Below are 26,108 nucleotides of genomic sequence, written 5' to 3' on the forward strand. Positions count from 1 at the left end.
CTCCCGGACTGCCCGTCGCGGCCCCGCTTCCGGAGCCGCCCCCTCACGAAGTGGTACGGACCCTTTCCCCCGTCTGATAGGGGTCTGACATGTAAATTCGTTCTTTCGGAGGGGGCCATCGAGGGTCGTTGGTGGGAGCATCTACGGAGGGATTTATCCCGACATCATGCGATGTATCCCAGCAGGAACGGATATCGATGGCAGACACAGATGAGTTCCCCCTCGTTCAGTTCATGCGTGCCGAGTTCGACCCGGTGGGCGAGCTCGGCCGCATCCGGGCGGAGCACCCGGTGTTCCCGATGGAGATCCCCGGCGGCCAGACCGTCTATCTCGTCACCCGCTGGGACGACGTACGCGGCGTGCTGGGCGACCACGAGCGCTTCAGCAACGACTTCGCCGGCGTGATCGGGCTCGGCTCCAACCAGGAGGACCCGGGCGGGCTCGGCTTCCGTGACCCGCCCGAGCACACCCGGCTGCGCCGGTACCTGACGCCCGAGTTCACCATGCGGCGCCTGCGCCGGCTGGAGCCGCGCATCGAGGCCCTGGTCGCGGAGTGCCTGGACCGGATGGAGGCCAAGGGCGCCGAGGGCGGGCCGGTGGACCTGGTGGAGGAGTTCGCGCTGCCGATCCCGTCGCTCGTGGTGTGCGAGCTGCTCGGCGTCCCGTACGCGGAGCGGGCCGGTTTCGAGAAGCTCAGCAAGGACCGCTTCGACTTCACCGCCGGGCCGGAGGCGTCGCTGCAGGCGATCAACGACGCCATGGCGTACCTGACCGACCTCGTGGCCAGGGAGCGGCAGAACCCCGGCGACGGGCTGCTCGGGCAGCTGCTGCGCGAGCACGGCGACGAGCTCGACGACCGCACGCTCGCCAGCATGGCCGACGGCCTGCTGACCGGCGGCCACGACACCAGCACGAGCATGCTCGCCCTCGGCACCCTGTGGCTGCTGCGCAACCCGGAGCAGGCGGCGAAGGTGCGCGAGGTGGACGGCTACGTCGTGGACGTGGTCGAGGAGCTGCTGCGCTACATGACGGTCGTGCAGGTCGCCTTCCCGCGCTTCGCCCGCGACGACCTGGAGCTGCACGGGGTGCCGATCAAGAAGGGCGAGATGGTGCTGTGCTCGCTGAGCGGCGCCAACCGCGACCCCGCCCTGGGCGACGACATGGACGTGGTGCGGCCGGGCCGTGAGACGGCGGGCTCGCACCTGGCGTTCGGCCACGGCATCCACCGCTGCGTCGGCGCGCCGCTGGCGCAGATGGAGATGCGCATCGCCTTCCCCGCGCTGCTGCGCCGCTTCCCCGGCCTGCGGGTCGCGGGCGAGGTGCCGTTCAGGGAACTCGCCATCGTGTACGGCGTCAAGGAACTACCCGTCATCTGGTAGCCGGGTTACGTTCGCTGTGTGAGCGAGCCCGTCATCGATCTGACCTCGATCGGCGCCGTCGTCTTCGGCGCCGACGGCGTGGTCACCGACACCGCCCGGGGCCACGCGGCCGCCTGGAAACACGTCTTCGACACGTTCCTGCGCGGCCGCTCGGCGCCGTTCGACATCCGCGACGACTACCTGCGTCACGTGGACGGCCGGCCCCGCCTCGACGGCATCCGCACGTTCCTGGCCTCGCGCGGCATCACGGCGCCCGAGGGTTCGCCCGACGATGAGCCGGGCGCGCCGACCGTGCACGGGCTCGGCCTGGCCAAGGACCGCTGCTTCATGGAACAGGTGGAGGAGTACGGCGTGGCCGCCTTCCCCTCGGCGGTGGCGCTGCTGCACGAGCTGCGCCGGCGCGGCGCGCGTACGGCGGCGGTCTCGGCCAGCCTGCACGGCCGCAAGATGATCGCCTCGGCGGCGGTCATGCACCTGTTCGACGCGACCGTCGACGGCGGCGACGCCGCGCTGCTGAACCTGCCCGGCCGGCCCGACCCCGCACTCTTCGCCGAGGCCGCGCACCGGCTCGGCCTGCCCGCCGCCAGGGTGGCGGTGGTGGAGTCGGCGCTGCCCGGCGTCGAGGCGGGCGTGCGCGGCGGGTTCGGGCTGGTCGTCGCGGTCGCTCACGGCGACCGGGCGGAGGAGCTGCGCGCTCGGGGCGCCCACGTCGTCGTGCCCGACCTCGGTGATCTCCGCGTGCGGGGCAGGGTCCTACCCTTGACGTCGTGACCGTTCTCATCGACCCGCCGCAGTGGCCGGGACCGCGCGGCCTGATGTGGTCGCATCTCGTCAGCGACAGCTCGCTGGAGGAGCTGCACGAGTTCGCGGCCCGGCTCGGGGTGCCGGCGCGGGGGTTCGACCGCGACCACTACGACGTGCCCGAGACCGTCCACGCGCGGGCGGTGGCCCTCGGGGCGCAGGAGGTCAGCTCGTACGAGCTGTTACGGCGTCTGGTCGCCGCCGGGCTGCGGCGTCGCAAGCGCCGTTAGCTCGGCCGTCATGTTGGCGCGGGCCCGCTCCTCCCACAGCTCGCGCGCCCGCCCGGTGCGGAACAACACGGGCGTGGCCAGCAGGCGGCGCAGCACCTGGGAGCGGCCCTCGGCGAACAGCGCGTCGGGGACGTGCGCGTACTCCCGCCTGACGGCGGCGGCGTAGGCGTCGTAGCCGGACGTGCCGAGGACGGACAGGTCGGCGTCGCACAGCACCGCCCCATCACGGTCCCCCGGCTCCACCCGGTCGTGCGCGGCCGTCAGGCGCACCAGCCTGGCCACCTCGGCGACGCGCCGGGCCGGCACGCCGCACCTGGGGAGCCTGGCCTGGGCCAGCTGGGCGCTGCGCTCCTCGTCCCAGCCGGGCCTGCCGTCGTAGACCGCGTCGTGGAACCAGGCCGCCAGGCGCACGGCCGTCTCGTCCTCCGCCTCGCCGGCCAGCCCGTCCAGCGCCTCGAGGACGGCGGCCAGGTGGCCGAGGGTGTGGTAGCGGCGGTGCGGCTCCGACCAGCGGGCGATCAGCTCCGCCCCGGTGGCGAGCGCGGCCGGCGAGCCGCCCGCCAGGGACGCCCAGTCGTCGATCATCTGTACACCGTACGCCCGCGCTGATAACGTCCCGATCATCGGGACCATGGAACGGCAGCCACGGCGCCTGCCCCGCTGGCGGGAGCTGCGGGCCGTCGTGCCCGGGTGGCCGCGCTGGTCGCGGGCGAGCCGGATCGCCGACGCCGCCGACGTCGCCGACCTGCGGCTGCTGGCGCGGCGGCGCGCCCCGCGCATGGTGTTCGACTACGTGGACGGCGCGGCCGAGGGCGAGCTGTCGATGGCCAGGGCCAGGGAGGCGTTCGCCCGGGTGGAGTTCAGCCCCCGGGTGCTGCGCGACGTCGGCGACGCGCCCACCGCGGTCGAGGTGCTGGGGCGGCGCATCGCGATGCCGGTCGTGCTCGGCCCGACCGGGTTCACCCGGATGATGCACCGCGACGGCGAGCGGGCCGTGGCGCGGGCGGCCGAGCGGGCGGGGGTGCCGTACACGCTGTCGACGATGGGCACCACGCCCGCCGCGGACGTGGCCGCCGCGGCGCCCGGCGGGTGGAACTGGTTCCAGCTGTACGCGGTGCGCGACCGCGCCCGCAACCTGGACACCCTCGCCCAGGCCAGGGTCGCCGGCATGGACGTGCTGGTGGTGACCGTGGACGTGCCGGTGGCGGGGGCGCGGCTGCGCGACGTGCGCCACGGACTGACGATCCCGCCGGCCCTGCGCTGGCGCAGCGTGCTGCAGGCGGTGTGGCGTCCGGCGTGGTGGTTCGACTTCCTGACCAGCGAGCCGCTGCGGTTCGCCACCGTGGACGACGCCCCTCCCGACCTCGCCGGGCTGACCAACAAGATGTTCGACCCGTCGGTGACCGTGCGCGACCTGGAGTGGATCCGCTCGGCCTGGAACGGACGGCTGGTGGTCAAGGGCGTGCAGCGGGTGGACGACGCCGAGGAGCTGGCCGCCGTCGGCGTGGACGGGATCGTGGTGTCCAACCACGGCGGGCGCCAGCTCGACCGCGCCGTCACCCCGCTGGAGCTGCTGCCCCGCGTGGTGGAGGCGGTGGGCGAGCGTACCGAGGTGTTCCTCGACGGGGGCGTGCGCAGCGGGGCCGACGTGGCGGCGGCGGTGGCGCTGGGCGCGCGGGCGTGCTTCGTCGGCCGCGCCTACCTGTACGGCCTCATGGCGGGCGGCGAGCCGGGCGTGCGGCGGGTGCTGGAACTGCTGCGCGCCGAGCTGGTCCGCACGCTGCAGTTGCTCGGCGTCGGAGACGTGGGCGGCCTCGGCCCCGACGTCGTGCGCCTGCGGTAGCCGCGCGGGAAACGGCGCGTATCTGACGGCCGGTGTCGTCGCTCTGCTCCTTCACACGGGGACCTGTCCCGTCGAGAGGAGACCGACATGACGACCGGAGAGTTCCACCTCATGAAAGTGCCGGCGGAGCAGCTGGCCGGGGTGCTCCATGGGCAGGTTGTCGACCCCGGTGCGCAACCCACGAAGGTGGTGCGCCGCGGCGAGGGCTGGACCGTGGACGTGAGCTGGGAGGTCACCGGCGAACTCGTCGACTGGCTGGCCGGGCGGTGGCGGCTGGAGGTGGTCGCGGACCTGACGGGCGGTGGTGAGTCGCGGCACCCCTCGCCGCCCGTGGAGTTGACGTTCACCCCTGGCTCGGGACGTTACACGGCCTCCATCCCCATGCGCGGGCAGCTTGTTCCCGGCACCTATGACCTGGTGGTCAACCTCACCACGACGACGGCCGCGGGCACCGCGGGGGCGCTCGGCGGATTCGTGGTGATCAGCAAGGTCACGGTGAAGGAGTGACCACCACCGCCCCGGGCCCTCCAGGCCCGGGGCGGCGCAACACCACGCGCATCACCGGCAGCTCCGGCGAAAGCGGCAACAGTACTGCAAGCGGGTCGCAAGCCGCGCCTCCTACGCTCCTGACCTGGCGGCCACGGGGATCGAGAAGCGCCGCCCCCTATATCTGACGCTGTATCTGACGCTGCTGTATCCGACTCCTCCGGGGACGCCAGGCACGGTGAGCGCTCCGGGCGGGACCTGCACACGGGAGACCCCAATGTCCGACACCGCGATCACCGCGGACGACGTGCTGCGCATCGCGGCCTACCAGGACCGCAGCGCGGCACTCCAGGCGATGGTCATCGCCTACAGCTACCACCGGGTGGCCGCCGACCTCGCCGAGCGGCTGGGCAGGGAGACGAACAACTGGTACTGCTACGCCACCTGGACCTCCAAGGCCATCGGCGAGAGCCTCGACCTGCGCGCCGGCTCCCCGTTCATCGCCGGCTTCGGCCGCCGGCTGGGGGTGCCGCGGCGCTTCAGGCGGCTGTTCCGGGCCGCGCTGCTCACCCTGCTCGGGCCCAGCTACCAGCTCGGCCTGGCGCTGGCTAACCGGGCGATCTTCCTGGAGACCGCCAGTCTCGCCGTCACCCTGTGGGACGACGCCCCCGACCGTTTCCTCAAGGTCAGCCCCGAGTCGGACCTGACGCCGGCGCCGCCGGAGTTCCTGGCGGACCTGCTGTCGCCGGCCGACCCCCGCTACCTGAAGGACGCCGTGCGGTTCACGCGCGAGGCGGCCGCGACCGAGGACCCGCAGGCGCGGGCCGAGCTCATGCTGGGCGCCAGCATCGCGCTGTCGGCGTACGAGCAGGCCCGCGCGCAGGCGTCGCTGGAGCTCGTGCTCTACCGGCCGGTCAGGTGGCTGACCCGGGTGTCGTGGCGGTCGCTGCGCTCCCTGGTCACGCGCAAGCCGTTCCCGCGCATCCGCCTGTACGCCGCCGCCCACGCCGACCAGCCGTGGCTGACCCGCAAGCTCGAGTCGTCGTGGTCGTCCCTCTACACCCGGCACTTCTTCGCCGTGCGCACGCCGCTCAGCGACATCAGGGTCGGCATGCCGCTGACCGCGCCCGCGGGCGTGGACCTCGACGAGGCGTGGGCGCCCATCCGCGACGAGCGGGTGCGCAAGCTGGCCGAGGAGTTCGTCACCGAGGACCGGGAGGCGTCCACGGCCGGGGTCGCCGACTGGGTCTCCTACCAGGAGCGCATGCGCTTCATCGTCGCCTACTTCCGCGTCTACCACCGGGTGCGGGCGCTGTACGCGGTGCCGTTCGCCAAGGAGGTCGCCGACGGGCTGGCCGAGGAGATGGAGCGCGGGCTGGTGCCCGAGGCGGTCGGCGACATGCTCGACAGGACGGGCCTGCGCCGGCGCAAGGTCTACCGCTACCCGTCCGAGACGGACCCGGACGCGCACGAGATGGCGCACTTCGACTTCGCGCCGTTCCTGGAGGCGATCCCGCTTGACCAGCCGGCGACGTAGGTCAGTCGAGGAAGTCCCTGGTGATCTCCCGGGCCTGCAGGAGCCCGCGCAGCCTCGCGAAACAGCGGGCCCGGGTGGGCCCGATGCTGCCGACCGGCCTGCCCAGCCGGCGCGCCACGTCCACGTAGTGGGGCTCGGAGGTCTCCGTGAGGGCCTTGAACAGCACCCGCTGCGCCTGCGGCAGCTCCTCGACCAGCTCGGCCAGCGTGCCGGCCAGCCAGATCCTGGCCAGCTCGCGGTCGACGTCGTCGGTGCTGCCCAGCGAGTCGAGGTCGGGAGTGCAGATCTCCTTCGTGCGCCGGGTGAGCTTCAGGCACTCGCGGAAGGCGATCGTGGCCAGCCAGCCGGCCATGCGCTGGCCGTCGGTGACGCTGGAGAGGTTCTGCCAGGCCAGCAGCCAGGTGGTCTGCAGGACGTCCTGGGAGTCCTCGTGGCTGAGCCGGAAGCGGCGGATGCGGGCCCGCAGCATGGGGCTGAACTCCTCGACCAGCCGCTCCCACGCGCCGGCGTCGCCGTCGCGCGCGGCCGCCACCAGGGCGGCGATGTCGAAACGCCCGACGTCCGGGGGTGCGGGGCGCTCGATGGTGTCCAGGTGCATGTCGTTCTCCCTGCCGGCCGGACACTTCGGGGGTCATTTCCGGACGGCTCCCCCACCGTGCGACGAGTGATCGGAAATGGCTGTCTCGTCCGTGACAGTCCGGCTGTGGTGCTCGTCACATTCGGAAGATCGGTTAGGGCCTGCTGCCCGGCGCGGCAATGCGGCCTAGAGTTCTTGCATGAACGCGCGCAGCGGGCCGCACGACGCCGAGCGCGTCGCCGCCGTGTTGTCGGAGATCCCGCTGTTCCGCGTGCTGGGAGAGGACGGCATCCGCGACACGGCGCGGGCCGGGCTCTCGCGCCGTTACCGGCCCGGGGAGATCATCTTCCACCAGGGCGACCCGGGCGAGTCGCTCTTCGCGCTGCTGGACGGTCTGGTGAAGGTGGTGTTCACCACCGAGCACGGCGCCGAGATCGTCCTCAACATGCTGGGCCGCGGCGACACGTTCGGCGAGATGGCGCTGCTCGACGGCTCTCCGCGCTCGGCGTCGATCGTCACCGCGCGCCCCGCGTGGGTGTTCGCGCTGCCCCGAGCCCGGCTGCTGGAGCTGATGCGGGAGCACCCTGGCCTCGCCGACGAGTTCCTGCGCCTGCTCGGCCGCATGGTGCGCAGGCTCACCGGCCAGGCCGCCGACCTCGCCTATCTCGACCTGGGCGGGCGCCTGGCCAAGCTGCTGCTGCGGCTGGCCGACAAGCACGGCCACCACGGCGAGGTGGTGGAGCTGCCCGGGCTGACGCAGTCCGACCTCGCCGCGCTGGTCGGCGCGACGCGGCCGGCGGTCAACCGGGCGCTGCAGTCGCTCGTGTCGAGGAAGCTCATCGCCGTCCACGGCCGGACGATCACGCTGCTGGATGTCGCCGCCCTGCGCAAACGAGGCGGCCTCTGACGACGATCTGGAGTACGGGCTCAAATGAACGATCATGATGCGCGCTGGCCTGAGGAGCGGTTCCGGCAGCTGCGCCGGCAGGCGGACCCGGAGATCGACAAGGTGGTGGCCGAATACCTGCAGACCCAGCCGGACGGGAAGAGCGCCCTCGAGCTCGTCAAGGGCGTGATCGAGGAGCTGGGACGCGCCAAGCGCGAGGCCAGGGCCCCCTCCGGCGAACCGCCGGCGTCGGAGATCTTCGACGCCCTCGACTTCGCCAAGGAGCTGCCCGAGTGGGGCGACGACAAGGAGTCACTGGCCAGGGGCCAGGCCGTGTTCGCCGACTACGGGCTGTACCAGGCGGCCGCGCTGTTCTGCAAGTGCCTGCCGATGGCGTACGTGGAGGTCTCCAGCGCCAAGGTGCTGGCCGGCGTCTCCAACCTGGCCACGCACAGCCTCACCCGCCGGGTGGCGGAGACCGGCCAGATGCTGGTCGACGTGATGGGCCTGAAGGCCACCGACAGCCTGCAGCCGGGCCGGCCTGGCCACACCACCGCGATCGGGCTGCGCATCCTGCACTCGTTCGTCCGGGCGGTGGTCCATGAGCGCTTCGGCGACCGGTGGGACACCGAGCGGTACGGTCCGCCGGTCAACCAGGAGCTGCTGCTGGCCACGATCTTCGACTTCTCCGTGGTCACCTGGGAGGCCCTGGAGACGATGGGCGTCGTGCTGACCGAGGAGCAGCGCGCCGCCCACCTGTACACCTGGAGCGTCTTCGGTCACCTCATGGGCGTGGACACCTGCCGCGACGGGCCTCTCACGCTGGCCGACGTCGAGCCGGTCAGCCTGCGCCTGGGCCGCCTGTACGAGTCCAGCGACGAGGGCCGCCTGCTGATGGCCAGGCTGCTGGAGGAGATGGAGGCGTTCATGCATCTGGGCTGGCGGAAGCTGCCGCGCAGCCTGGTGCACTGGATGTTCCGCGACGCCGCCTACGGCGCCGACCGGGTGCCCGAGCTGCTCGGCGTGCCGAAACCGGCCTGGTGGTGCACGGCGCTGTTCGCGGCGGCGCGCGCCGCCCACCGCCACGGCCGGCTCGCCGGGCCGGTGGACGGCCTGATCCGGCTGCTGGTGCGCCGGATGGGCCGGCACGTCGTCGTCGGCATGATCGACCGCCACTCCGGCGGGCAGGCGCCGTTCCGGATCCCGGAGGAGCTGGCCCGCGCCTGGCGCATCCGGCAGTCGGCGGCGGCGGTGAAGACCCGCGCGATCCGCCACCGGACGCGGCAGAGACTCCGGCACGGGCGCGCGCAGGGAGGGCCGCACCCGTGAGCGTCCCGCGGGAGCCGGGCGCCCTGACGACGGCCACCATCCTGTTCACCGACGTCGTCAGCTCCACCGCGCTGCGCATCAGGCTCGGCGAGGAGCGGGCCAACGTCGTCTTCCGCCGCCTGTACGACCTGCTGCGCTCGGTGGTCGACGCCAACGGCGCGACGTTCACCAAGAGCCTCGGCGACGGGCTGATGGCCGTGTTCGGCTCGGCCACGGCCGGGCTGGACGCAGTGATCGCGGTGCAGCAGGCGGTCGCCGACGAGAACGAGCGTGCCCCGGAGAAGATCTCCATCCGGGCGGCGCTCGCGGCCGGCGACGTGTGCTGGGGGCTCGACGACGTCAGCGGGCTGCCGACCGTCGAGGCGGCCCGCCTGGTCGCGCAGGCCGAGGGCGGCCAGGTGCTCTGCACGGACCTGGTGCGGCGGCTGGCGCAGGGACGCGGCCGGCACGAGTTCAAGGACCTCGGGCGGCTGCCGGGCAAGGGGCTGCGCGAGCCGCTGCACACCTACGAGCTGCACTGGCAGAGCGCCGCCCACCACCTGGGCGCCTCGCTCGCCCCGTGGCTGGACGACCGGCACGTGCTGCCGTTCGTGGGCCGGGAGCAGGAGCTGCGGCTGCTGGAGGCCGAGCTGGCGGCGGCCGAGTTCGGCAGCGGGCTGGTGGTGCTCGAAGGCGACGCCGGGGTGGGCAAGACCCGGCTGGCCTCCGAGGTGGCGCGGCGGGCGCTCAAGCGGCAGTTCACCGTGCTGGCCGGGCGGTGCACGAATCCGGCGCGGCAGGCGTACGAGCCGATCGCGGGGGCGGTGGAGCGGCTGGCCCGCACCTCGCCGGCGCTGCTGCTGCGGGCCGGGGTCGACCAGCGGTGCGGCCAGCTCGTCCGGCTGGCCCCGTCGCTGGCCGCGCCGCCGCTGTCGCTGCAGGTGCCGCCGGCCACCGAGCCGGTGTCGGAGCGCTATCACCTGATGGCCGCGGCCCGGACGCTGATCGAGCGGCTGGCGGCCGTGCGTCCGGTGCTGCTGGTGATCGACGACCTGCAGTGGGCGACGCTGGAGTCGCTGCAGATGCTGGGCGCCCTGATGTGGGAGGCGGAGTCGCTGCCGCTGCTGGTGCTGGCCATGTCGCGGCCGATGCCGGTCGAGGCGGCCATGCCGGAGCTGCACCGGCTGACGGCGGACGCCCGGATCGTCCCCGTGCCGTCGTTCCGGCCGGAGGAGGTGTCGCTGGCGCTCGCCCAGGCGCGCGCGGACGGAGACGCCGAGCGCCTGCACCGGATCACCGGCGGCAACGCGTTCCTCATCAGCGAGGTGGTCAGGGAGCTGGCCACGGGCAAGGAGCTGGACGCGCTGGCCGTGCCCGGCGCGGTCACCCGGATGGTCATGGCCCGCATGGCGCAGCTGCACCCCGACGCCCGCGAGCTGGTGAGCCTGCTGGCCGTGGGCGAGCGGGTGGACTCGGCCGCGCTGCGCCGCGGTCTCGGGCTGGAGGAGGCGCGGTTCGTGGCGGCGGTGGAGGAGGCGATGGGCGCGGGCCTGGTGGCGCTGCTGGACAACGGGTCCTGCCAGTTCTCCCACGAGCTGACCAGGACCGCCCTGTACGCCACTCTGTCGCCGCCGCGTGCCGCGCTGCTGCACGGGCGGGTGGCCGACGCCTTGTGCGAGACCGACCCGAAGGCGATGGAGTCGCGCCCGTACGTCGTCGCGGCCCACCTGATGGCCGCCGCCGAGCACGGCCGCGACCCGGCCCGGGTGAGCGCGGCGGCCGAGGCGGGCGTCGCGGCGGCCGAGCACGCGCTCGCCGGGCTGGCCCACCGCGAGGCGGTCACCTGGTACCAGCGGGTGCTCGACCTGCTGGCCGACTTCCCCGGCACCACGCCGGAGCGGCGCGCCGAGCTGCTCGTGGAGTGCGGGCGGGCGATGTGGCTGGCCGGCGACCCCGAGGCCAGGCCGACCCTGCTGCGGGCGGCCGAGCTGGCCAGGGAGTGCGGGCGCGGCGACCTGATCGTCCTGGCGGCGCTCGGCGGCGACCGCGGGTTCTCCAGCGTCTCGGCGGCCTACGACGAGCGGCGCATCGCGCTGCTGACCGAGGCGCGGCAGGTGGTCGACTCGACCGACGTCAGCACCAGGGCGCTGCTGGCGGCCATGCTCGCCACGGAGCTCATCTGGGCGCCCGACGGCGAGCGCCGCTTCGCGCTGAGCGACGAGGCGGTGGCGCTGGCCCGCAAGTCGGGCGATCCGCGCACGCTGGCCAGCGTGCTGGGCATGCGCAGTCTGACGATCGTCCCGGCCGACCCGCTGCACCAGCGCCATCGCGACGGCGACGAGATGCTGGAGGCGGCCCGCCGCACGGGCGACGACCTGGCGCTGTTCCACGCCTACGTGCAGCGCACTCCCCCGGTGCTGGACAGCGGGGACGCCGGGAAGGCGGCGGCGCTGCTGGACCGGGCCGAGGAGCTGGCGCACCGGCTCGGGCAGCCGCACCTGGACTGGCTGCTCGGCTACTCCAGGGCCGGGCTGACCCTCATGCAGGGCGACCTGGCGCAGGCCGAGGCGGAGGCGGAGGCGGCCCTGCGGCTCGGCTCCGAGATCGGCCACCGGCTGGAGGCCGTGGCGATCTTCTCCGAGCAGATCGCGGAGATCCGGCGGCTGCAGGGGCGGCTGTGGGAGCTGCGCGACCGGCTGCGCCGCGCCGCGCGGGCGCCGCGGCTCGACCCGGTGCACGCGGTGCTGCGCTACCTGTGCGAGCTGGACGACGAGGAGGCCGTGCCGCTGCTGGAGCGCATCCTGGCCGGCGGCGGTGCCGAGCCGCCGCGCAACATGGCGCACCGGCCGGCGCTGGACAACCTGGCCGTGGCCGCCTCCCGGCTCGGGCGGGCGGAGCCGGCCGCGCGGCTGTACGACGCGCTGGCGGGCGACGGGGAGACGTTCGGGCACGGCACGGTGGCCCACCACTGCGGGCACCACTACCTGGCCCACCTGTGCGTGGCCATGGGCGACCCGGAGCGGGCGGCGGGGCACTTCGAGGCGGCGGCGGAGGTGCACGAGCGGCGCGGGGTGCCGCTCATGCTGGCCGAGTCGCTGCTCGACTGGGCCGACCTGCTCGATGGCGGCGGGATTTCCGGGCCCAGGCCGGACGACCTGCGCGCGTGGTGCCGGACGCTGCTGGCCGGCCGCGGCGCCCTGCTGCTGGAACGCCGGCTGCGCTGACGGCTACGTGACCGCGGCGCCGCTGACCTGGGCGAGGGGCGTTGCACGGACGGCGCGGTCGCCAGGCTCAAAACCAGATCGAACGACTATCCGACCCCATTTACCCCATCCCGGGACATGGCGCCGGGCGCATCCTTGGACTCGTCCATCTCGCCAGTGGGAGTCGCGCCATGGGATACCCCTCCGACCCTTACCGCAAGCCGCAGGAACAACCCGCCTTCGGGCCGCCGCCGCCCGACCCGTACGGACGCCCGCCCTACGCCTACCCGCCGCCCCGGCGGCACAGCGGGCTCGTCCTGGCCCTGGCCATCGGCCTGCCGCTGCTGCTGCTCGGCGGCTGCGCGACGGCCTGCGTCGTGCTGACCGCCCCGGGCGGCGGCACGAACGTCTCGGCCACCTCCGGCCCGCTCGACCTCGCGCCGCCCGCCGAGCGGGTGCCGCCCCCGGTCCAGGAGCCCGCCGAGCAGCCGCCCGAGGAGCCCGCCGACGAGCCCGCCGACGAGCCCGCCGAGATCGGCGGGGAGAAGGCGCCGCTCACCGGCGAGACCGGCAGGACGCTGACGCTCAAGGGCATGCAGGAGGGCTCGATCGTGGACGTGACCGTCGACCAGGTCTTCCGCGAGGTCGAGACGACCTACCCGACGATCGTCCCGAGGAGCGGGAACCGGCTCATGGCCGTCCAGATCACGCTGACGAACAAGAGCAGCCTCGTCTACCGCGACAGCCCGCACATGGGGGCGTCGGTGGTCGACTCGCAGGACCAGGAGTTCGAGGCCGGCTGGGAGGAGCTCGCGAACGGCCGGCACTTCAAGGGCACGCTCACCCTCGAGCCCGGCGACAGCGGCACGGGCCTGGTCGTCTTCCAGGTGCCGGAGAAGGCGAAGGTCGTGACGTTCAAGTTCGGCCTGGACGGCGGCTGGGCCGAACAGCACGGCGTGTGGAAGCTCGCCTGACCCGACCCGTCCGCCCCGGTGGCTCGCCCGGGGGCGCTCAGGGGGTCAGGGTGCGGCCCGCTTCGACGGCCTCGCGGACGCTTCTGGCCAGGGTCTCCTCCAGGGCCTCGCCCTGGGCCTCCAGCTCGCGCATCCCGTCCTCGTCGTCGATGCGGGCCAGCAGATCGCGGTACTTGTAGTTGTTGTCCAGCGCCTCACGGGCGCGCAGGGCGGCGTCGGCCTCCTGGACGCGGCGGGCGTACCGTTCCAGACTCTCGACCCTGGCGGTGACCGCCGCCAGGGAGCGGCCCAGGGCCTCCCGCTGCGGCCGCAGCACGGCCTCCAGCTCGGGGGTCACCAGGCCGCGGCGGGCGCGGTCCTGCTCCTCCTGGAGGGTGGCCTGGGTCCGCAGCAGCAGGGCGATCTCCCAGATCTGCCGGGGCAGCACCACCTCGTTCGCCAGGCCGTCGAGCAGCCTGCGGCGCATGACCTGCGAGGTGTAGACGGCCATCACCGCCCGCCTGGCCCGTTCCAGCAGGGCGCGCGCGTGCGGCGGCAGCTCCCGTACCAGCACGACCCGTTCCCCGTACGGCGGCCGCTCGCCGTGCGGCCCGAGCCTCGGGACGAAGGAGTCGATCACCGCCAGCCGTTCCTGCTCGGTCAGCTCGGGATCGGCGACGAAGTCGACCGTCCGCCTGACGTGGTCGCGTTCCCGGTCCAGCAGCCGCCGCTCCTCGTCGGCCTCCTCCCGCCGGCGCAGCATGTCGTACGTGAGGACGAGTCCGCACGGCGCCGCCAGGACGGTGACCAGGGCGATGACCGGGCTGGCATACCCGGCCATCGCGCTGAGCAGCACGCCCACCACCAGAACGGACACGCAGAGCGCCGCCGCAGCCAGCGCGTATCCGCAGCTCTTGGCCACACGGTCCCCCTCGGAGCGAGTTCACGAAGTGCCCTGAGAGTTCACAATAAACCGCGATATCCCCGAGATCACCAGATTGTGCCGAGACGGGATGGGACGGTCAGCGGAGGTAGGAGGCTCCGTTCAGGTCGATGACGGTGCCGCTGGCCCACTCCGCGTCGGGTGAGGCCAGGTAGAGCACGGCCGCGGCGATCTCCTGCGCCCGGGCCACCCGCCCGAACGGGCTCTGGGCCCGGATCGCGTCGCCGCGCGGGGCCTTGAGGTGCTCGTTGGTCATGTCGGTCTCGACGAACCCGGGAGCCACGGCGGCGACGGCGATGCCGCGCGGCGCCAGGGAGACGGCGAGCGACTGGGCGAGGGCGTTCATGCCCGCCTTGCTCGCCCCGTAGGCCGGGCTGTCGGGCTCGCCGCGGAAGGCGCCGCGCGAGGTGATGTTGATCACCCGGCCGCCGGCGGGCATGTGCCGCAGCGCGCACCACGTCGTGTTGGCCGCGCCGAGCAGGTTGACGCCGAGCGTGCGCCGCCAGGCGTCCTGCCACTCCTCGTAGGAGGTCTCCATGACGGGGTGGTGCAGGAAGACGCCGGCGTTGTTCACCAGGACGTCGATCGCGCCGAGCGCCTCGGCCGCCTCGTCGACCATCCGCCGCACCGCCTCGGCGTCGGACACGTCGCCCTGGACGATCGTGTGCCCTTCGCCGGGCAGTTCCCGCAGCAGGCTCTCGGCCTCCTTGGCGGAGTCGCGATGGTGGATCGCGACCCGGTCGCCCTGAGCGGCGAAGGCCGCCGCCGTCGCGCGTCCGATGCCTCGTGACGCCCCGGTGACAAGTACTCCACGTCCGTTCATCCCCCGCACCTTAGGGGATCGCGTACGGACGCCCGCCGCCGGGTCTCACCCGAGCCGTCAGGACGGCCACCACGGGCTGCGTCGGCGGATCGCGGCCTGCGCGCGCGACACGACGCCGTCATGGCTCTTGCCCGGATACCAGGGGTCGGTGGCGATCCGGTCGAACCCGGGGATCGTCTCCATGTGCCGGACCATGCGCTCGCGCGTGGCGGCGTCAGGGAGGGGGCCGCGCATGGCGGCGACGTTCTCCGCGACGTGGGCGGGGTCGGACGTGGCGGGCAGGGCGCAGGTGACGTCCGGATTCGAGATCACCCATTTCAGGAAATACTCCGACCAGGTGCGGATGCCCAGCTCCCTCGCGAAACCGGGCAGCGGGCGTCCCTGGACGATCCTGTGCAGCCGCGCCTTCTCCAGCGGCATGTTGACCAGCACCGCCGTGCCGTTCGCCGCCGCGGCCGGGATCACCCGCTCCTCGGCCGCGCGCGTGTGGATCGAGTAGTGCACCTGCACGAAGTCGAGCCGCGCCCGTTCCACCCAGCTCGCCAGCAGCGGGAAGTAGGCGGGCTCGTGGTGGGTCACGCCGAGGTGGCGGATGCGGCCCTCCTGCTTCCAGGCGTGCATGAGCGGGACGACCACGTCCACGTTGACCAGGCTGTGGCACTGCATGAGGTCCACCGGCCGGTCGAGCGACATGCGGCCGGCCGTGCGGCGCAGGCTCTCGGCGGCGTGGGAGTCGTCCCAGAGGTGCTCGCCGGTGGACCAGATCTTGCTCGCCAGGAACATCCGGCCGTTGATCCGCAGATCGGCCGCGATCGCGCCGAGGTTCACCTCCGACCTGCCGTACAGCGGGGAGCAGTCGAAGACCCGGCCGCCCGCCTGCCAGAACCGCCTGACCACCTCCCGGGCGCGCGACCGTCCCCGCTCGGACAGGGTGTCGAAGGTCATGAACGTACCCAGCCCGATCGCGGGCACCCGCTGGTTCGTCCGCGGGACGGCCCGGGTGATCAGGTCGTCGGGCGCGGCGGCGGCTCCCAGCGCCCCCAGGGGAAGCACGCCGAGACCGCCCGCCTTGACCAGTTGCCGCCGCGTGGGCGTCCAATCATTGCTCATACCGGGATGCTCGCCCGGACGGCCGCCCCGGGGCCAAGTCCGCTTCGGACCGGCCGCATACCGCGCGGGCATGCGCCGGCGCGCGTCCCGCGCCTGGCCGGGTGCGCTCGCCGCGCTCCGGCGGGCGGCGGCATACCTTTCTGGTATGCCCGTCGATCTCCGTCTGATGCGGTACGTGATCGCGGTGGCCGAGGCGGGCAGCTTCGAGGCCGCCGCCGGACGCCTGCACATGACCCAGCCGCCGCTCTCCCGCCAGATCCGCGACCTCGAACGGGAGCTCGGCGTCGCGCTGTTCCACCGGCGGCCGACCCGGCTCACCGAGGCGGGGCGGGTGTTCGTGGAGGAGGCGCGCGAGGTGCTGGCGGGGGCCGAGCAGGCCGTCGAGCGGGCCCGCAACGCGGCGGGAGCCGGTCGCGGCGCCGTACGCGTCGGCTACACCGTGACGGCGGCGTTCGACGAGATGCCGAAGTTGTTCGCGGCGATGCGGGCCCGCCATCCCGGCGTCCGGGTGGAGGCGCGCGAGGCGTGGGACGCCGAGCTGACGGCGGCGGCCATGGGCGGCGAGCTGGACGTGCTGCTGGGCCGTCACCTCGACGTGCCCGCCGCGTGGCCGTCGGCCGTGCTGCGCTCGGAGGAGTTCATGGCCGTCGTCGGCTCCGGGCACCGGCTGGCCGGACGGGCCGAGGTGAGCCTGCGCGAGCTGCGCGGCGAGACGCTGCGGTTCTTCCCGCGCTCGTACGCGCCCCGCTACCACGACGAGGTCCTGGCCGGGGTGCGCGGCACCGGAGAGGAGTTCGAGGTGTGGGAGAACCCCCTGCCCGGCCTGCGCAACCTCGCCGTCAGCCTGAGCGACGGCGGTTTCATGGTGCTGCCGCGCTCCCTGTGCGCCCGGCTCCCAGGCGGGATCGCCTTCCTGCCGCTCCTGGACCGCCTGCCGCCGATCGAACTGCGCCTGTCGTGGGCGCCCGACCCCTCCCCCGCCGTGACGGCCCTGATCAGGACCGCGCACCGGCTCGCCAGGCGGGAGCGCTGGACCGCGCCGCCGGGTTAGGCCGCCGGGTCAGGCCGCCGGGTCAGGGCGCGGGCGGCCGGCACGTGGTTCCCGGGGCCGGTGGGCGGAGGAAGATCAGATACCGGTTGGCGTGCACGATGGCGCACTGGTCGCCGCTGAGGTACAGCGCGTGACCGGGCCCGTCGTAGCGGATCATGGACGAGCCCGGGACGCGGTCCACGAGGGTCTCGACGTCGGCGTGGTCGCTCCACGTTCCCGCGCCCGCGAAGGGCGGCAGCCGGTCCGCCGGCAGCGGGCCCGGGGGGTTCGTGACGGGTGTCGCCACCCGACGCAGCCGAGCGGATGCCAGAGCTCGTTGCCGGCGAAGTTCGGCGACAGCCGTTCGCCGAGCTCCTTGGCCTTCCGGTACTCCTCGTAGCCGGTGAAGCCCAGCCCGTCGGCGCAGTGGGTGACGTTCATGCCGCGGAACGAGGGGACCTTGAGGCTCTTGGCGGTCTCGCGGACGTGCACGGCGAAGCCCGCGGCGTCCCCCGCCTCGGCCTGGGCGATGGCCCTGGCCACGCGTTGCCAGTTGGGCAGGTCGGGGGCGGCGCCGGGGCTGATCACGTCGGGCACGGCGGCCACCTTGATGTCGAAGCCGCTGTAGGCCACGCGCAGGCCCTTCGCCGGGATCGCTGAGCGGTCCTCGGCGGCGACCAGACCCCGCCACACGCCGCCCACGTCACGGCCGTGCAGGGCGCAGGAGGCGGTGGAGCGGCACCAGGCGGCGAAGCGGGCGAACTGGCTCTCGATGGTCTCCGCCCTGTGCCGCCGCCTGGTGGTCGCCCAGCTGCTCACACCGCCAACATCTTCGCCAAACTCGGTCTGCCGCCGTGCGACGACCACAATCGCCGCGTCATGGCGGTGCTCGCCTACCTCGAGGCCGAGCCGACCTGACCGCCGGGGCCAGCCAGGGTATAAACCCGGCAAATTTCCGCTATATGACATAAGGGACTCTTGATCAGTGGATAGGAGGATAGGGAGTTTCCTCGTCCATGAGGAGGGATCATGACGACCGCCCAGCAGCGCGGAAGCGACACCGCCACATCTGACGGGAAGGTGCCCAAGCAGTACACGCTGGACATGCCGATGGTCAGCGTGTCGGTCCACCGGCCGGACGTCCACATGCCGCACGTCCCGCGGCCGCACATCAGCAAGCAGGAGCTCGGCCACTACGCCGACGTGGCCCGGACGGTCCTGCCGCCGCCCGACCGCCTGGCCTACTACGGAGCGCTCGGCGCGATGGCCGCCTTCGGCGCCATCGACTGGCCGGTCGCGGCCGCCATCGGCGCCGGAATGATCATCGTGCAGCGGCGCCGGGACAAGGCCCCGTCGCAGGAGCCCGAATCGGCCCGGGAACCGGAGCCGAAGAAGGAGACCACGACCGCCAGGGAGCGTGGAGCCGCCGGCAAGCGCAAGAGCGCCTCGCCGGGCAAGTGATCGCCGTGGCCGCGCCGGAACGCCGTGCCCGCGCGGCCATCAGGCATCAGCGCCCGCCGCGCGGGTAGCGGCAAGCGGGTGCGTATCGAGGACTGGTTCCTCACGGAGGACGAGCGCGGCAATCCGGCCAGTGAGCTGGCGCCGTGGACCTCGGGCAATCAGGTGCGGCCCCTGGTCCACGGCGCCGCCTACTTCGCCGAGCTGCGCGCCTGCGTGGAGGAGCTCGGCAAGGACGACTTATTACTCTTCGCCGACTGGCGCGGCGACCCCGACGAACGCCTCTCCCCCGACGGTCCCACCGTGAGCGCGGCGTTCGCTCAGGCCGCCGAGCGCGGCGCGCACGTCCGGGGGCTCATCTGGCGCTCCCACCTGGACCTGCTGCGCTTCAGTTCCGCCGAGAACCGCCATCTGGGCCGGGAGATCGAGCAGGCCGGCGGCCAGGCGCTGCTGGACACGCGCACGGCCGTGGGCGGCTGCCACCACCAGAAGTTCGTCGTGCTGCGCCGCGACCGCGACCCGGCGGCGGACGTGGCCTTCGTCGGCGGCATCGACCTGTGCCACGGCCGCCGCGACGACGCCGCCCACGAGGGCGACCCGCAGCCCGTCCCCATGCCCGCCGCGTACGGCACCCGCCCGCCCTGGCACGACGTCCAGGTGGCGGTCCGGGGGCCGGCCGTGGAGCAGGTGCAGCAGGTCTTCTGCGAGCGCTGGGACGACCCGGCGCCCGAGACCCGCGACCCGCTGCGCCGCCTGCGCGACCGCCTCAGCCGGCTCGACGACGCCCCGCACCTCCCCCCGGCCGCGCCTCCGCCGCCGCCGGCCGGCAGCCACCACGTCCAGCTGCTGCGGACGTATCCGGCCCGGCGTGGCGGCTACCCGTTCGCGCCGCGCGGCGAGCGCAGCATCGCGCACGCCTACCACAAGGTCCTGGAGCGCGCCCGGTCGCTGATCTACCTGGAGGACCAGTACCTGTGGTCCACGGAGGTGATCGAGCCGTTCGCCCGCGCCCTGGAGCGCGAGCCGGGGCTGCGCATGATCGTGGTGGTGCCGCGCCATCCCGACCAGGACGGCTGGCTGGCCGGCCCCGCCAGCCTGATCGGCCGCGCCGACGCGCTGCGCCGGCTCCTGTCGGCCGGCGGCGAGCGGGTGGCCCTCTACGACCTGGAGAACCACCGCGGCACGCCGGTGTACGTGCACGCGAAGGTCTGCGTCGTGGACGACGTCTGGGCCGCGGTCGGCTCCGACAACGTCAACCTGCGCTCGTGGACGTACGACTCGGAGCTCAGCTGCGCCGTGCTGGACGAGCGGGAGGATCCACGGCCGCCGTACGGCGCGCTGCGGTTCGCCCGGGACCTGCGGCTGGAGCTCATGGCCGAGCACCTGGACCTGCCCGGCGAGCGGCGGGACGAGTTGTGCGACCCGGTGGTGGCCTTCGACGCGTTCGCCCGGTCGGCGGCGGCGCTGGAGTCCTGGCACCGCTCCTCGCGTACCGGGGAGCGGCCGCCCGGCCGGCTTCGGCCGCATCCCGCCCCGCGCCTGTCGCCGGTGCGGAAGACGCTCGCCATGCCGCTGTACCGGTTCGCCGTCGACCCGGACGGCCGTCCGCCCGCTTTGCGACGCTCGCGGGAGTTCTAACCGGATATGTGGATCGTGTCCTTTTTGTTAATGATCCGCAATCATGAATGGCGATCACCCGGAATCGTGCCGCCAGCGAAATTCGCCCCACCTGATCTACTTAAATAATGTGACGCCGCTCACAGCGACCAATATCCATTCTCTTCGGATGATCGGCGATAAGGCGGACACGATCACCTTGACGGTTATCGGAGCTGGATCTTCTTCTGCCGATCGGGAACCCGCTGCGCGGCCTCGTACGCGGCGTCGCGGACCTCGTTCAGCCAGCCCACCGGCCGCAACCCGGGAACGGGCCGCAGGAGCGGGTTGAACCGGGTCGGCAGGTCGGCGTCCGTCATGGGCGGGGCGGTGAGCTCGATCTGGCCGAAGATCCGCCACGGCCCGGAGGGCGCGGCGACGGCGAGGTCGAGCAGGATCGGCCCCTCGTCGGCGGCCCGTACGAGCGCGTCGAACGTGGCCGGCAGCGGCCGCTCGCGCTGGAGCAGCGCGCCCAGCACCAGCCGCCGGCCGCCCGCCTCGTACGGGAACAGGGACGTGTACAGGCCCGTCCAGCGGGTCGCCGGCCGGAGCAGCCTCCTGCCGAGCGGGGTGTGCCCGGTGGTGGCCAGCAGCAGGTCGGCGGTGGCGTCCTCCTGGTGCCAGCGCAGGGCGAGGCCCAGGATGTCGGGCAGCGGCGGCGGCAGGCCCAGGGACCGGGAGAAGCGGGCGAACCCGTACACGTCCATCCGGTGGTCCAGGAACGGCGCCCCCCAGGGCCGTGACGTGCCGTGCAGGCGCAGGCGGGCCTCGAACAGCAGGCCCGCCGGGTGGAACGGCCGCCCGCGCCTCAGGCGCGCGGCGGCGCCGAAGGACGCGGCCAGCGCGGCGCGCGTCGCCGGCGTCCACACCCCCTTGCGAGGCCCGCACTCCACCACGGCAACGCAGCTACCCCGGGCAGGCCAGGGAAATCTCACCACGCGGGACAGATCCCTGGGACGCCGAAAGGCCGGTCCCGCAGGGGAACCGGCCTTTCGGTGATGGTGGGCGATACTGGGATCGAACCAGTGACCTCTTCGGTGTGAACGAAGCGCTCTCCCGCTGAGCTAATCGCCCGCCCTGCCGGCTCCTTGGCGGTGCCGACGGGGAAAACCATACCGCACTCTGGCACCTGCTGGCGAAGCGAAATCGTCCCGAGGGCGATCACGCAGGCCACCACGCCCGGCGGGACGGGGCTCCCGGGGTGCTCGGCGGGGGCCCGGACGGGGGACTCAGAGTGATTCGGGTGAAACGCGGCGGTTGCCCACCGGCACGGCGGGTGGGTGGCATACCATCGTCCTGTCCCGGAAGGCTCCGGCCACGATCTTTACGCGAGAAACGTTCATGGACGGGCCGTCCGGGGCAGGCTCCAGAGCACGCAAAACCCTTGTAAATACGACCCGATTGATGCCGTTTAGCCAGGTAGATGCCTAAATGTCCAGCTGTGATGTGCGTTACAGAAGGCCCCGGAAGCGGAATCTTTCCTACTGGTTTCTTCGTTCCGCGTCATAGCTCAGGACGAAGTCCGTCAGAGCAGCGAAAGCCCCGAAGAGGGGACCTACGACGAAAAGGTTTGGCTGACGATGAACAGCACCACCGTCTCCGCCGAGCTTGGCCTTCGGCTTGTGGTCCCCGACCGTACAACCGTCCCCCTGCTCGCCGGACTGAGTTACACAGCCGACGACCCTTACGCCATCCGCATGGCCTTCCACGTAGGGAATGACGAACCGGTCGAGTGGATCTTCGCCCGCGAGTTGCTGACCGTGGGCATCGTGCGGCGTGTAGGCGACGGCGACGTGCAGGTCTGGCCCGCACGCGCCGACGGCGAACGCACCCTGCACATCAGCCTGACCTCGCCGTTCGGGCAGGCGCTCTTCGAAGTGCCGCTGGCCCCGCTCACGGAGTTCCTCCACCGCACCTACGAGAAGGTGCCGGCGGGGCGTGAGACCGACTACATGGACCTCGACGCCGAGCTGACCAACATGCTCTGGCCGTCCTGAACGGTCCGCTTCGCTGAAGGCGTAGTCGTCCGGCCTCCTCTCCCCCGAGGGGGCCGGACGTTCGCGTCTCCGAGCGTCTCAGGGCGCTGTTACGACAGCGACTCCAGGGCCTCGCGCATGCGGCCGATCTCGATGCCCTGGCCCGTGTACACGTCCCTGGCCAGCAGGCGCATCCGCTGGTCGCGGCCGCTCGCGAGCTGTTCGCCCGCCATCTTCACCGCGCCCTCGTGGTGCCTGGTCATGAGCTGGAGGAAGAGCCGGTCGAAGGCCGTGCCCCTGGCCGCTCGCAGCGCGTTCAGCTCCTCCTCGGTCGCCATGCCGTAGCCGTCGGCGTGCGTGTGCGCGTGGCCGGCCGGCGGGGTGCGGCCCAGCTCGGTCAGCCATCGGGTCATGGCGTTGATCTCCGGGGTCTGCGCGGCGGTGATCCGGCGGGCCAGCGACCGCACGGTCTCGGTGGTCGTACGCGCCTCCACCAGCGAGGTCATCTCCAGGGCCTGGCGATGATGGGGGATCATCCCCTCGGCGAAGCGCACGTCGGCGGCGACCGCGGGCGACGGCGACCGCCCGACCCGCTCACCCGGCGTCGCCGTGCGCGCGGGGGCCCCCGGGCTGCCCGGTACGATGACCGGCGCCTCGGTGCCGACCGGCGACGGCTCCGGCGAAGGGGAGGACTGTGGCGAGCAGCCAGCTATGAGAAATGTCGCCATAACTGTGATGAACGCCGTACGCTTCCGCGAACCTGCTGACATAGCTTCCATAGTGAGCTACTAGACAAAGGGGACGCGCGTTGATCTCTGCCAAGTGGCGCGGAGCGTTGCTGGGTACGGTGCTGCTGCTGACGTCGGCATGCGCCGCGGAGGGGCCGGCCGGGGAGCAGCCGGCGCCTCCGAGCCCGACGCAGCAAACCGGCGCTCCCCCGTCGCCCGGCGCGTCCGCCGGTGACCAGATGAGGAGCGACAACGTCACGCTCGTCGCGAACGTGCCGCGGGAGGCCCCGTTCAACGGCGAGGACGACTTCAACACCGACCTGGCCTTCCAGGGCGAGTACGCGTACGTGGGCAACTTCGGGGGCTTCTCGATCTACGACATCGGCGACCCGGAGAATCCGGAGCTGGTCAGCCAGGTGGCCTGCCCGGCACAGCAGAACGACGTGACCGTCTACCGCGACCTGCTGATCCTGTCGATCGACGAGCCGCTGGGCGGCGAGGGGTGCGACTCGCCCCCGGGCCCGCCCGCCTGGGAGGGGCTGCGGCTGTTCGACATCAGCGACAAGTCCGACCCCCGGTACATCGGCGCCGTCCAGACCGACTGCGGCTCCCACACCCACACGATGATCCCGCAGGGCGACACGCTCTACGTGTACGTCTCCTCCCCCGGCCCCGAGCCGCAGTCGGTGACCTGCCGGCCGCCTCACGAGCTCATCCAGGTCGTGGAGGTCCCGATGGACGCGCCCGAGTCGGCGCGCGTGGTGTCCAAGCCCAACCTCTTCCCGCAGCGCGGCAACGAGACGATCGCCTCCGGCTGCCACGACATCACCGCCTACCCGGAGAAGGAGGTGGCCGCGGCCGCCTGCTTCGGCGACGGCGTGCTGCTCGACATCTCCGACCCGGTGCAGCCGACGGTGCTCCAGGTGCTCAGCGACCGCGAGAACTTCGAGATCTGGCACTCGGCGACGTTCAACAACGACGGCACGAAGGTCGTCTTCGGCGACGAGATGGGCGGCGGCGGCCAGGCCACCTGCGACCGCAACACGCCGAACACCAAGGGCGCCAACGCCATCTACGACCTGGTGGACGGCCAGCTCCAGCGGCGCGGCTACTTCAAGATCCCGCGCGAGCAGCAGCCGGACGAGAACTGCGTGGCCCACAACGGCTCGCTGATCCCGGTGGAGGGCAAGGACATCATGGTGCAGGCGTGGTACCAGGGCGGCGTGTCGGTCTGGGACTTCACGGACTCGGCGAACCCGCGGGAGATCGGCTACTTCGACCGGCCGCCGTACCCGGAGGGGGGCATCGCCGGCTCGTGGTCGGCGTACTACTACAACGGCTACATCTACTCCAGTGACATAAAGGCCGGCCTCGACGTCCTGCGGATCGACGACCCGCTGACCGACCCGGCCGAGCAGGTCACGATGGAGGACTTCAACGTGCAGACGCAGCAGTCGTACTGACCGGTCACCGGGCGGCGGGTCGCGCCGCCCGGCGGCCGTCAGTGACCGTCAGAGGCCGTCAGGGGTTGAGGTCGGCGGCGGAGCGCTCGGCGAAGACGCTCATGGCCTTGGCCGTGATGGGGCCGGGCGCGGCCGGGATCTCGGTGTCGTCGACCAGGCGGATCGGCTGGACGTCGCGGGTGGTGGAGGTGAGGAACGCCTCCTCGGCGGCGTACAGGGCCTGGAGGGGGACGTCGACCTCCTCGCCGCCGCACCATTCGAGCACCAGCGCCCGCGTGACGCCGGCCAGGCAGCCGGACTCCAGGGTCGGCGTGAGCAGGCGGCCGTCGCGGACGATGAAGATGTTGGAGCCGGTGCCCTCGCACAGGTTGCCGGCGAGGTTGCCGAAGATCGCCTCGCCGCCGCCGCGCTTCTTGGCGAACTGCAGCGCCTTGGCGTTGTCGCCGTAGGAGGTGCTCTTGACGCCCGACAGGGCGCCGCGCTCGTTACGCGGCCACGGCACGACCGTGACCGCGGCCGTCGCGGGGAACGGCTTCTGCTCGTCGACGATGACGACGGCGGTGGTGCCCTGGTCGCCGCGGTCGGAGCCGAGCGGGCCGGGGCCGCTGGTGTAGGTGACGCGGATGCGGCCCAGCTGCCAGGCGGGCGCGGCGTCGAGCAGCTTGGCGATGCCGTCGGCGATGGCCTCGAGGTCGGGCTCGGGCAGGTCCATGCGCTGGGCGGAGAGCGCGAGCCGGTCGAGGTGGCGGGTGAGCGCGAACGACTTCCCGCCCACGATCTTGATGGTCTCGAAGACGCCGTCCCCGACCATCAGGCCGTGGTCGAAGACCGAGACGCTGGCCTGCGCGGGGTCGATCAGCTCCCCGTTGACCCAGACAGGGATGTTCATTCAGTTCCTCCTGTGGATGCCAGTGCGATGAGCCTGGCGGCTTTGAGCTCGGTCTCGAGCCACTCGCGCCCGGGGTCGCTGCCCCAGGTTATGCCCGCTCCCGTGCCGAACCGGATCTCGCCGCCCGAAATCCAGAACGTCCTGATGCCTACGGCCAGCGCCGCCGTGCCCCGGTCGGCGTCGACCCAGCCCACAGCCCCACAGTACGGCCCCCGGGGAGCGGGTTCGAGCTCATTGATGATGCGCAGCGCGGACGACTTGGGCGCGCCCGTGACGGATCCGGGCGGGAAGGTCGCTGCGAACAGCTCCGGCCAGCCCGCGCCGGGCGCCAGCCGGGCGCGCACGGTCGAGACGAGATGGACGAGCCCCGGGTGCTCCTCGACCGCGCACAACGCCGGCACCTCGACCGAGCCGACGGCGGCGACCCGGCCGAGGTCGTTGCGGACCAGGTCGACGATCATGACGTTCTCGGCGTAGTCCTTCTCGAGGAGGTCGGCGGCGGTCACGCCGGTGCCCTTGATCGGCCGCGACTCGATGACGTCGCCGTCACGCGACAGGTAGAGCTCGGGCGAGGCCGACACGACGCTGAGGCCGGGGATCGAGATGACGCCCGCGTACGGGGCCGGGTTGCCCGCGGCGAGCCGGGCGGCGAGCGCGAGCGGGTCGGCGTCGTGGGGGACGGGCGCGCTCAGGACGCGGCAGAGGTTGGCCTGGTAGACCTCGCCCTGCTCGATGTAGTCGCGGATGACCCGGACGCCGCGTTCGTAGGCGGCCCGGTCGAGGGAGCTGCGCCACTGCCCCGGGGCGGGGCCGCGCCACGGGCCGGCGG

The 26,108-nt window shown here is 72.8% G+C and carries 26 protein-coding genes and 1 tRNA gene; 15 read left to right on the forward strand and 12 right to left on the reverse strand.

Going from position 1 to position 26,108, the window contains the following annotated elements:
• The first annotated feature begins 197 nt into the window (after positions 1–197).
• From C1J01_RS25355 to C1J01_RS25365, 3 genes are read left to right on the forward strand one after another with little or no spacing between them, the layout of a single operon-like run.
• The gene (locus C1J01_RS25355; RefSeq protein ID WP_111181477.1) at positions 198–1,379 is read left to right on the forward strand and encodes a cytochrome P450; all 1,182 of its coding nucleotides are present in this window, start codon (positions 198–200) and stop codon (positions 1,377–1,379) included.
• Positions 1,380–1,397: 18 nt separating this feature from the next.
• Positions 1,398–2,150 (forward strand): HAD family hydrolase, encoded by a 753-nt coding sequence (locus tag C1J01_RS25360; RefSeq protein WP_111181478.1) that lies wholly within the window; start codon positions 1,398–1,400, stop codon positions 2,148–2,150.
• Positions 2,147–2,410: a DUF4031 domain-containing protein gene (locus C1J01_RS25365; protein ID WP_111181479.1), complete on the forward strand. Its 264-nt coding sequence runs from the start codon at positions 2,147–2,149 to the stop codon at positions 2,408–2,410. The genes C1J01_RS25360 and C1J01_RS25365 overlap by 4 nt, the downstream gene beginning before the upstream one ends.
• On the opposite strand, the gene C1J01_RS25370 is transcribed toward C1J01_RS25365, so the two are convergent.
• Positions 2,363–2,995 (reverse strand): HD domain-containing protein, encoded by a 633-nt coding sequence (locus tag C1J01_RS25370; protein WP_220040090.1) that lies wholly within the window; start codon positions 2,993–2,995, stop codon positions 2,363–2,365. The two genes, C1J01_RS25365 and C1J01_RS25370, sit on opposite strands and share 48 nt — an antisense overlap.
• A gap of 46 nt (positions 2,996–3,041) precedes the next feature.
• On the opposite strand from C1J01_RS25370, the gene C1J01_RS25375 reads away from it, so the two are divergent.
• The 3 genes from C1J01_RS25375 to C1J01_RS25385 all read left to right on the forward strand — a co-directional run bounded on the left by C1J01_RS25375 (position 3,042) and on the right by C1J01_RS25385 (position 6,276).
• Positions 3,042–4,253 (forward strand): alpha-hydroxy acid oxidase, encoded by a 1,212-nt coding sequence (locus C1J01_RS25375; RefSeq protein ID WP_111181480.1) that lies wholly within the window; start codon positions 3,042–3,044, stop codon positions 4,251–4,253.
• Between the two features lie 87 nt (positions 4,254–4,340).
• Positions 4,341–4,760, forward strand: a complete 420-nt coding sequence (locus tag C1J01_RS25380) for a hypothetical protein (RefSeq protein WP_111181481.1) — start codon at positions 4,341–4,343, stop codon at positions 4,758–4,760.
• Positions 4,761–5,016: 256 nt separating this feature from the next.
• Positions 5,017–6,276 carry a hypothetical protein gene (locus C1J01_RS25385; protein WP_111181482.1) on the forward strand — a complete coding sequence of 420 codons (1,260 nt, stop codon included), beginning with the start codon at positions 5,017–5,019 and terminating at the stop codon, positions 6,274–6,276.
• Position 6,277: 1 nt separating this feature from the next.
• Here the strand turns inward: C1J01_RS25385 and C1J01_RS25390 are convergent, their stop codons facing one another.
• Positions 6,278–6,874 carry an RNA polymerase sigma factor gene (locus C1J01_RS25390; RefSeq protein WP_111181483.1) on the reverse strand — a complete coding sequence of 199 codons (597 nt, stop codon included), beginning with the start codon at positions 6,872–6,874 and terminating at the stop codon, positions 6,278–6,280.
• A 178-nt stretch (positions 6,875–7,052) separates the two neighbouring features.
• Between C1J01_RS25390 and C1J01_RS25395 the strand changes: the two genes are divergently transcribed.
• The 4 genes from C1J01_RS25395 to C1J01_RS50090 all read left to right on the forward strand — a co-directional run bounded on the left by C1J01_RS25395 (position 7,053) and on the right by C1J01_RS50090 (position 13,224).
• A complete protein-coding gene (locus tag C1J01_RS25395) occupies positions 7,053–7,760 on the forward strand; it encodes a Crp/Fnr family transcriptional regulator (RefSeq protein ID WP_111181484.1) in 708 nt (235 codons plus the stop codon).
• A 24-nt stretch (positions 7,761–7,784) separates the two neighbouring features.
• Complete coding sequence (locus C1J01_RS50085) at positions 7,785–9,068, forward strand: oxygenase MpaB family protein (protein WP_181448952.1); 1,284 nt, start codon at positions 7,785–7,787, stop codon at positions 9,066–9,068.
• Complete coding sequence (locus C1J01_RS25405; protein ID WP_181448953.1) at positions 9,065–12,271, forward strand: ATP-binding protein; 3,207 nt, start codon at positions 9,065–9,067, stop codon at positions 12,269–12,271. The genes C1J01_RS50085 and C1J01_RS25405 overlap by 4 nt, the downstream gene beginning before the upstream one ends.
• 170 nt (positions 12,272–12,441) lie before the next feature.
• Entirely contained in the window at positions 12,442–13,224 is a 783-nt protein-coding gene (locus C1J01_RS50090; protein WP_181448954.1) for a DUF4352 domain-containing protein, read from the forward strand.
• A gap of 37 nt (positions 13,225–13,261) precedes the next feature.
• Here C1J01_RS50090 and C1J01_RS25420 read toward each other — a convergent pair whose 3' ends face one another.
• The 3 genes from C1J01_RS25420 to C1J01_RS25430 all read right to left on the reverse strand — a co-directional run bounded on the left by C1J01_RS25420 (position 13,262) and on the right by C1J01_RS25430 (position 16,079).
• Positions 13,262–14,125 carry a hypothetical protein gene (locus tag C1J01_RS25420; protein ID WP_111181489.1) on the reverse strand — a complete coding sequence of 288 codons (864 nt, stop codon included), beginning with the start codon at positions 14,123–14,125 and terminating at the stop codon, positions 13,262–13,264.
• Positions 14,126–14,225: 100 nt separating this feature from the next.
• Positions 14,226–14,969: an SDR family NAD(P)-dependent oxidoreductase gene (locus tag C1J01_RS25425; protein ID WP_111181490.1), complete on the reverse strand. Its 744-nt coding sequence runs from the start codon at positions 14,967–14,969 to the stop codon at positions 14,226–14,228.
• Between the two features lie 57 nt (positions 14,970–15,026).
• Positions 15,027–16,079: an aldo/keto reductase gene (locus C1J01_RS25430; protein ID WP_111181491.1), complete on the reverse strand. Its 1,053-nt coding sequence runs from the start codon at positions 16,077–16,079 to the stop codon at positions 15,027–15,029.
• 145 nt (positions 16,080–16,224) lie between these two features.
• Here C1J01_RS25430 and C1J01_RS25435 point away from each other — a divergent pair, with 145 nt between their 5' ends.
• Positions 16,225–17,130, forward strand: coding sequence for a LysR family transcriptional regulator (locus tag C1J01_RS25435; protein ID WP_181448955.1), 906 nt, complete (start codon positions 16,225–16,227; stop codon positions 17,128–17,130).
• A 22-nt stretch (positions 17,131–17,152) separates the two neighbouring features.
• Here the strand turns inward: C1J01_RS25435 and C1J01_RS25440 are convergent, their stop codons facing one another.
• The gene (locus C1J01_RS25440; protein WP_235854657.1) at positions 17,153–17,287 is read right to left on the reverse strand and encodes a hypothetical protein; all 135 of its coding nucleotides are present in this window, start codon (positions 17,285–17,287) and stop codon (positions 17,153–17,155) included.
• Positions 17,284–17,928, reverse strand: coding sequence for a hypothetical protein (locus tag C1J01_RS25445; protein ID WP_111181494.1), 645 nt, complete (start codon positions 17,926–17,928; stop codon positions 17,284–17,286). Before C1J01_RS25445 ends, C1J01_RS25440 begins: the two co-directional genes overlap by 4 nt.
• Positions 17,929–18,138: 210 nt before the next feature.
• On the opposite strand from C1J01_RS25445, the gene C1J01_RS50095 reads away from it, so the two are divergent.
• Together C1J01_RS50095 and C1J01_RS25460 are read left to right on the forward strand one after the other, a co-directional pair.
• Complete coding sequence (locus tag C1J01_RS50095; protein ID WP_181448956.1) at positions 18,139–18,570, forward strand: hypothetical protein; 432 nt, start codon at positions 18,139–18,141, stop codon at positions 18,568–18,570.
• 78 nt (positions 18,571–18,648) lie between these two features.
• Positions 18,649–20,205: a phospholipase D family protein gene (locus C1J01_RS25460; RefSeq protein WP_111181495.1), complete on the forward strand. Its 1,557-nt coding sequence runs from the start codon at positions 18,649–18,651 to the stop codon at positions 20,203–20,205.
• 185 nt (positions 20,206–20,390) lie between these two features.
• Here C1J01_RS25460 and C1J01_RS25465 read toward each other — a convergent pair whose 3' ends face one another.
• Both C1J01_RS25465 and C1J01_RS25470 read right to left on the reverse strand, forming a co-directional pair.
• Complete coding sequence (locus C1J01_RS25465; protein ID WP_146615717.1) at positions 20,391–21,116, reverse strand: catalase family protein; 726 nt, start codon at positions 21,114–21,116, stop codon at positions 20,391–20,393.
• Between the two features lie 106 nt (positions 21,117–21,222).
• A tRNA-Val gene (locus C1J01_RS25470) sits at positions 21,223–21,297 on the reverse strand.
• A gap of 506 nt (positions 21,298–21,803) precedes the next feature.
• Between C1J01_RS25470 and C1J01_RS25475 the strand changes: the two genes are divergently transcribed.
• Positions 21,804–22,220 (forward strand): SsgA family sporulation/cell division regulator, encoded by a 417-nt coding sequence (locus tag C1J01_RS25475; protein WP_103958541.1) that lies wholly within the window; start codon positions 21,804–21,806, stop codon positions 22,218–22,220.
• Between the two features lie 89 nt (positions 22,221–22,309).
• Here the strand turns inward: C1J01_RS25475 and C1J01_RS25480 are convergent, their stop codons facing one another.
• The gene (locus tag C1J01_RS25480; RefSeq protein ID WP_111181497.1) at positions 22,310–22,927 is read right to left on the reverse strand and encodes a DUF305 domain-containing protein; all 618 of its coding nucleotides are present in this window, start codon (positions 22,925–22,927) and stop codon (positions 22,310–22,312) included.
• Between the two features lie 239 nt (positions 22,928–23,166).
• Here C1J01_RS25480 and C1J01_RS25485 point away from each other — a divergent pair, with 239 nt between their 5' ends.
• On the forward strand, positions 23,167–24,390 hold the full coding sequence (locus tag C1J01_RS25485; protein WP_111181500.1) for an LVIVD repeat-containing protein: 1,224 nt from the start codon (positions 23,167–23,169) through the stop codon (positions 24,388–24,390).
• 58 nt (positions 24,391–24,448) lie between these two features.
• Here C1J01_RS25485 and C1J01_RS25490 read toward each other — a convergent pair whose 3' ends face one another.
• The gene (locus tag C1J01_RS25490) at positions 24,449–25,279 is read right to left on the reverse strand and encodes an aminotransferase class IV (protein ID WP_181448957.1); all 831 of its coding nucleotides are present in this window, start codon (positions 25,277–25,279) and stop codon (positions 24,449–24,451) included.
• Positions 25,276–26,108, reverse strand: an 833-nt coding sequence (locus C1J01_RS25495; RefSeq protein WP_111181498.1) for a chorismate-binding protein, incomplete at its 5' end; no start/stop codon positions are given. The genes C1J01_RS25490 and C1J01_RS25495, both read right to left, overlap by 4 nt.

It is taken from the genome of Nonomuraea aridisoli, from assembly GCF_003236395.1.
Lineage (GTDB): Bacteria > Actinomycetota > Actinomycetes > Streptosporangiales > Streptosporangiaceae > Nonomuraea > Nonomuraea aridisoli.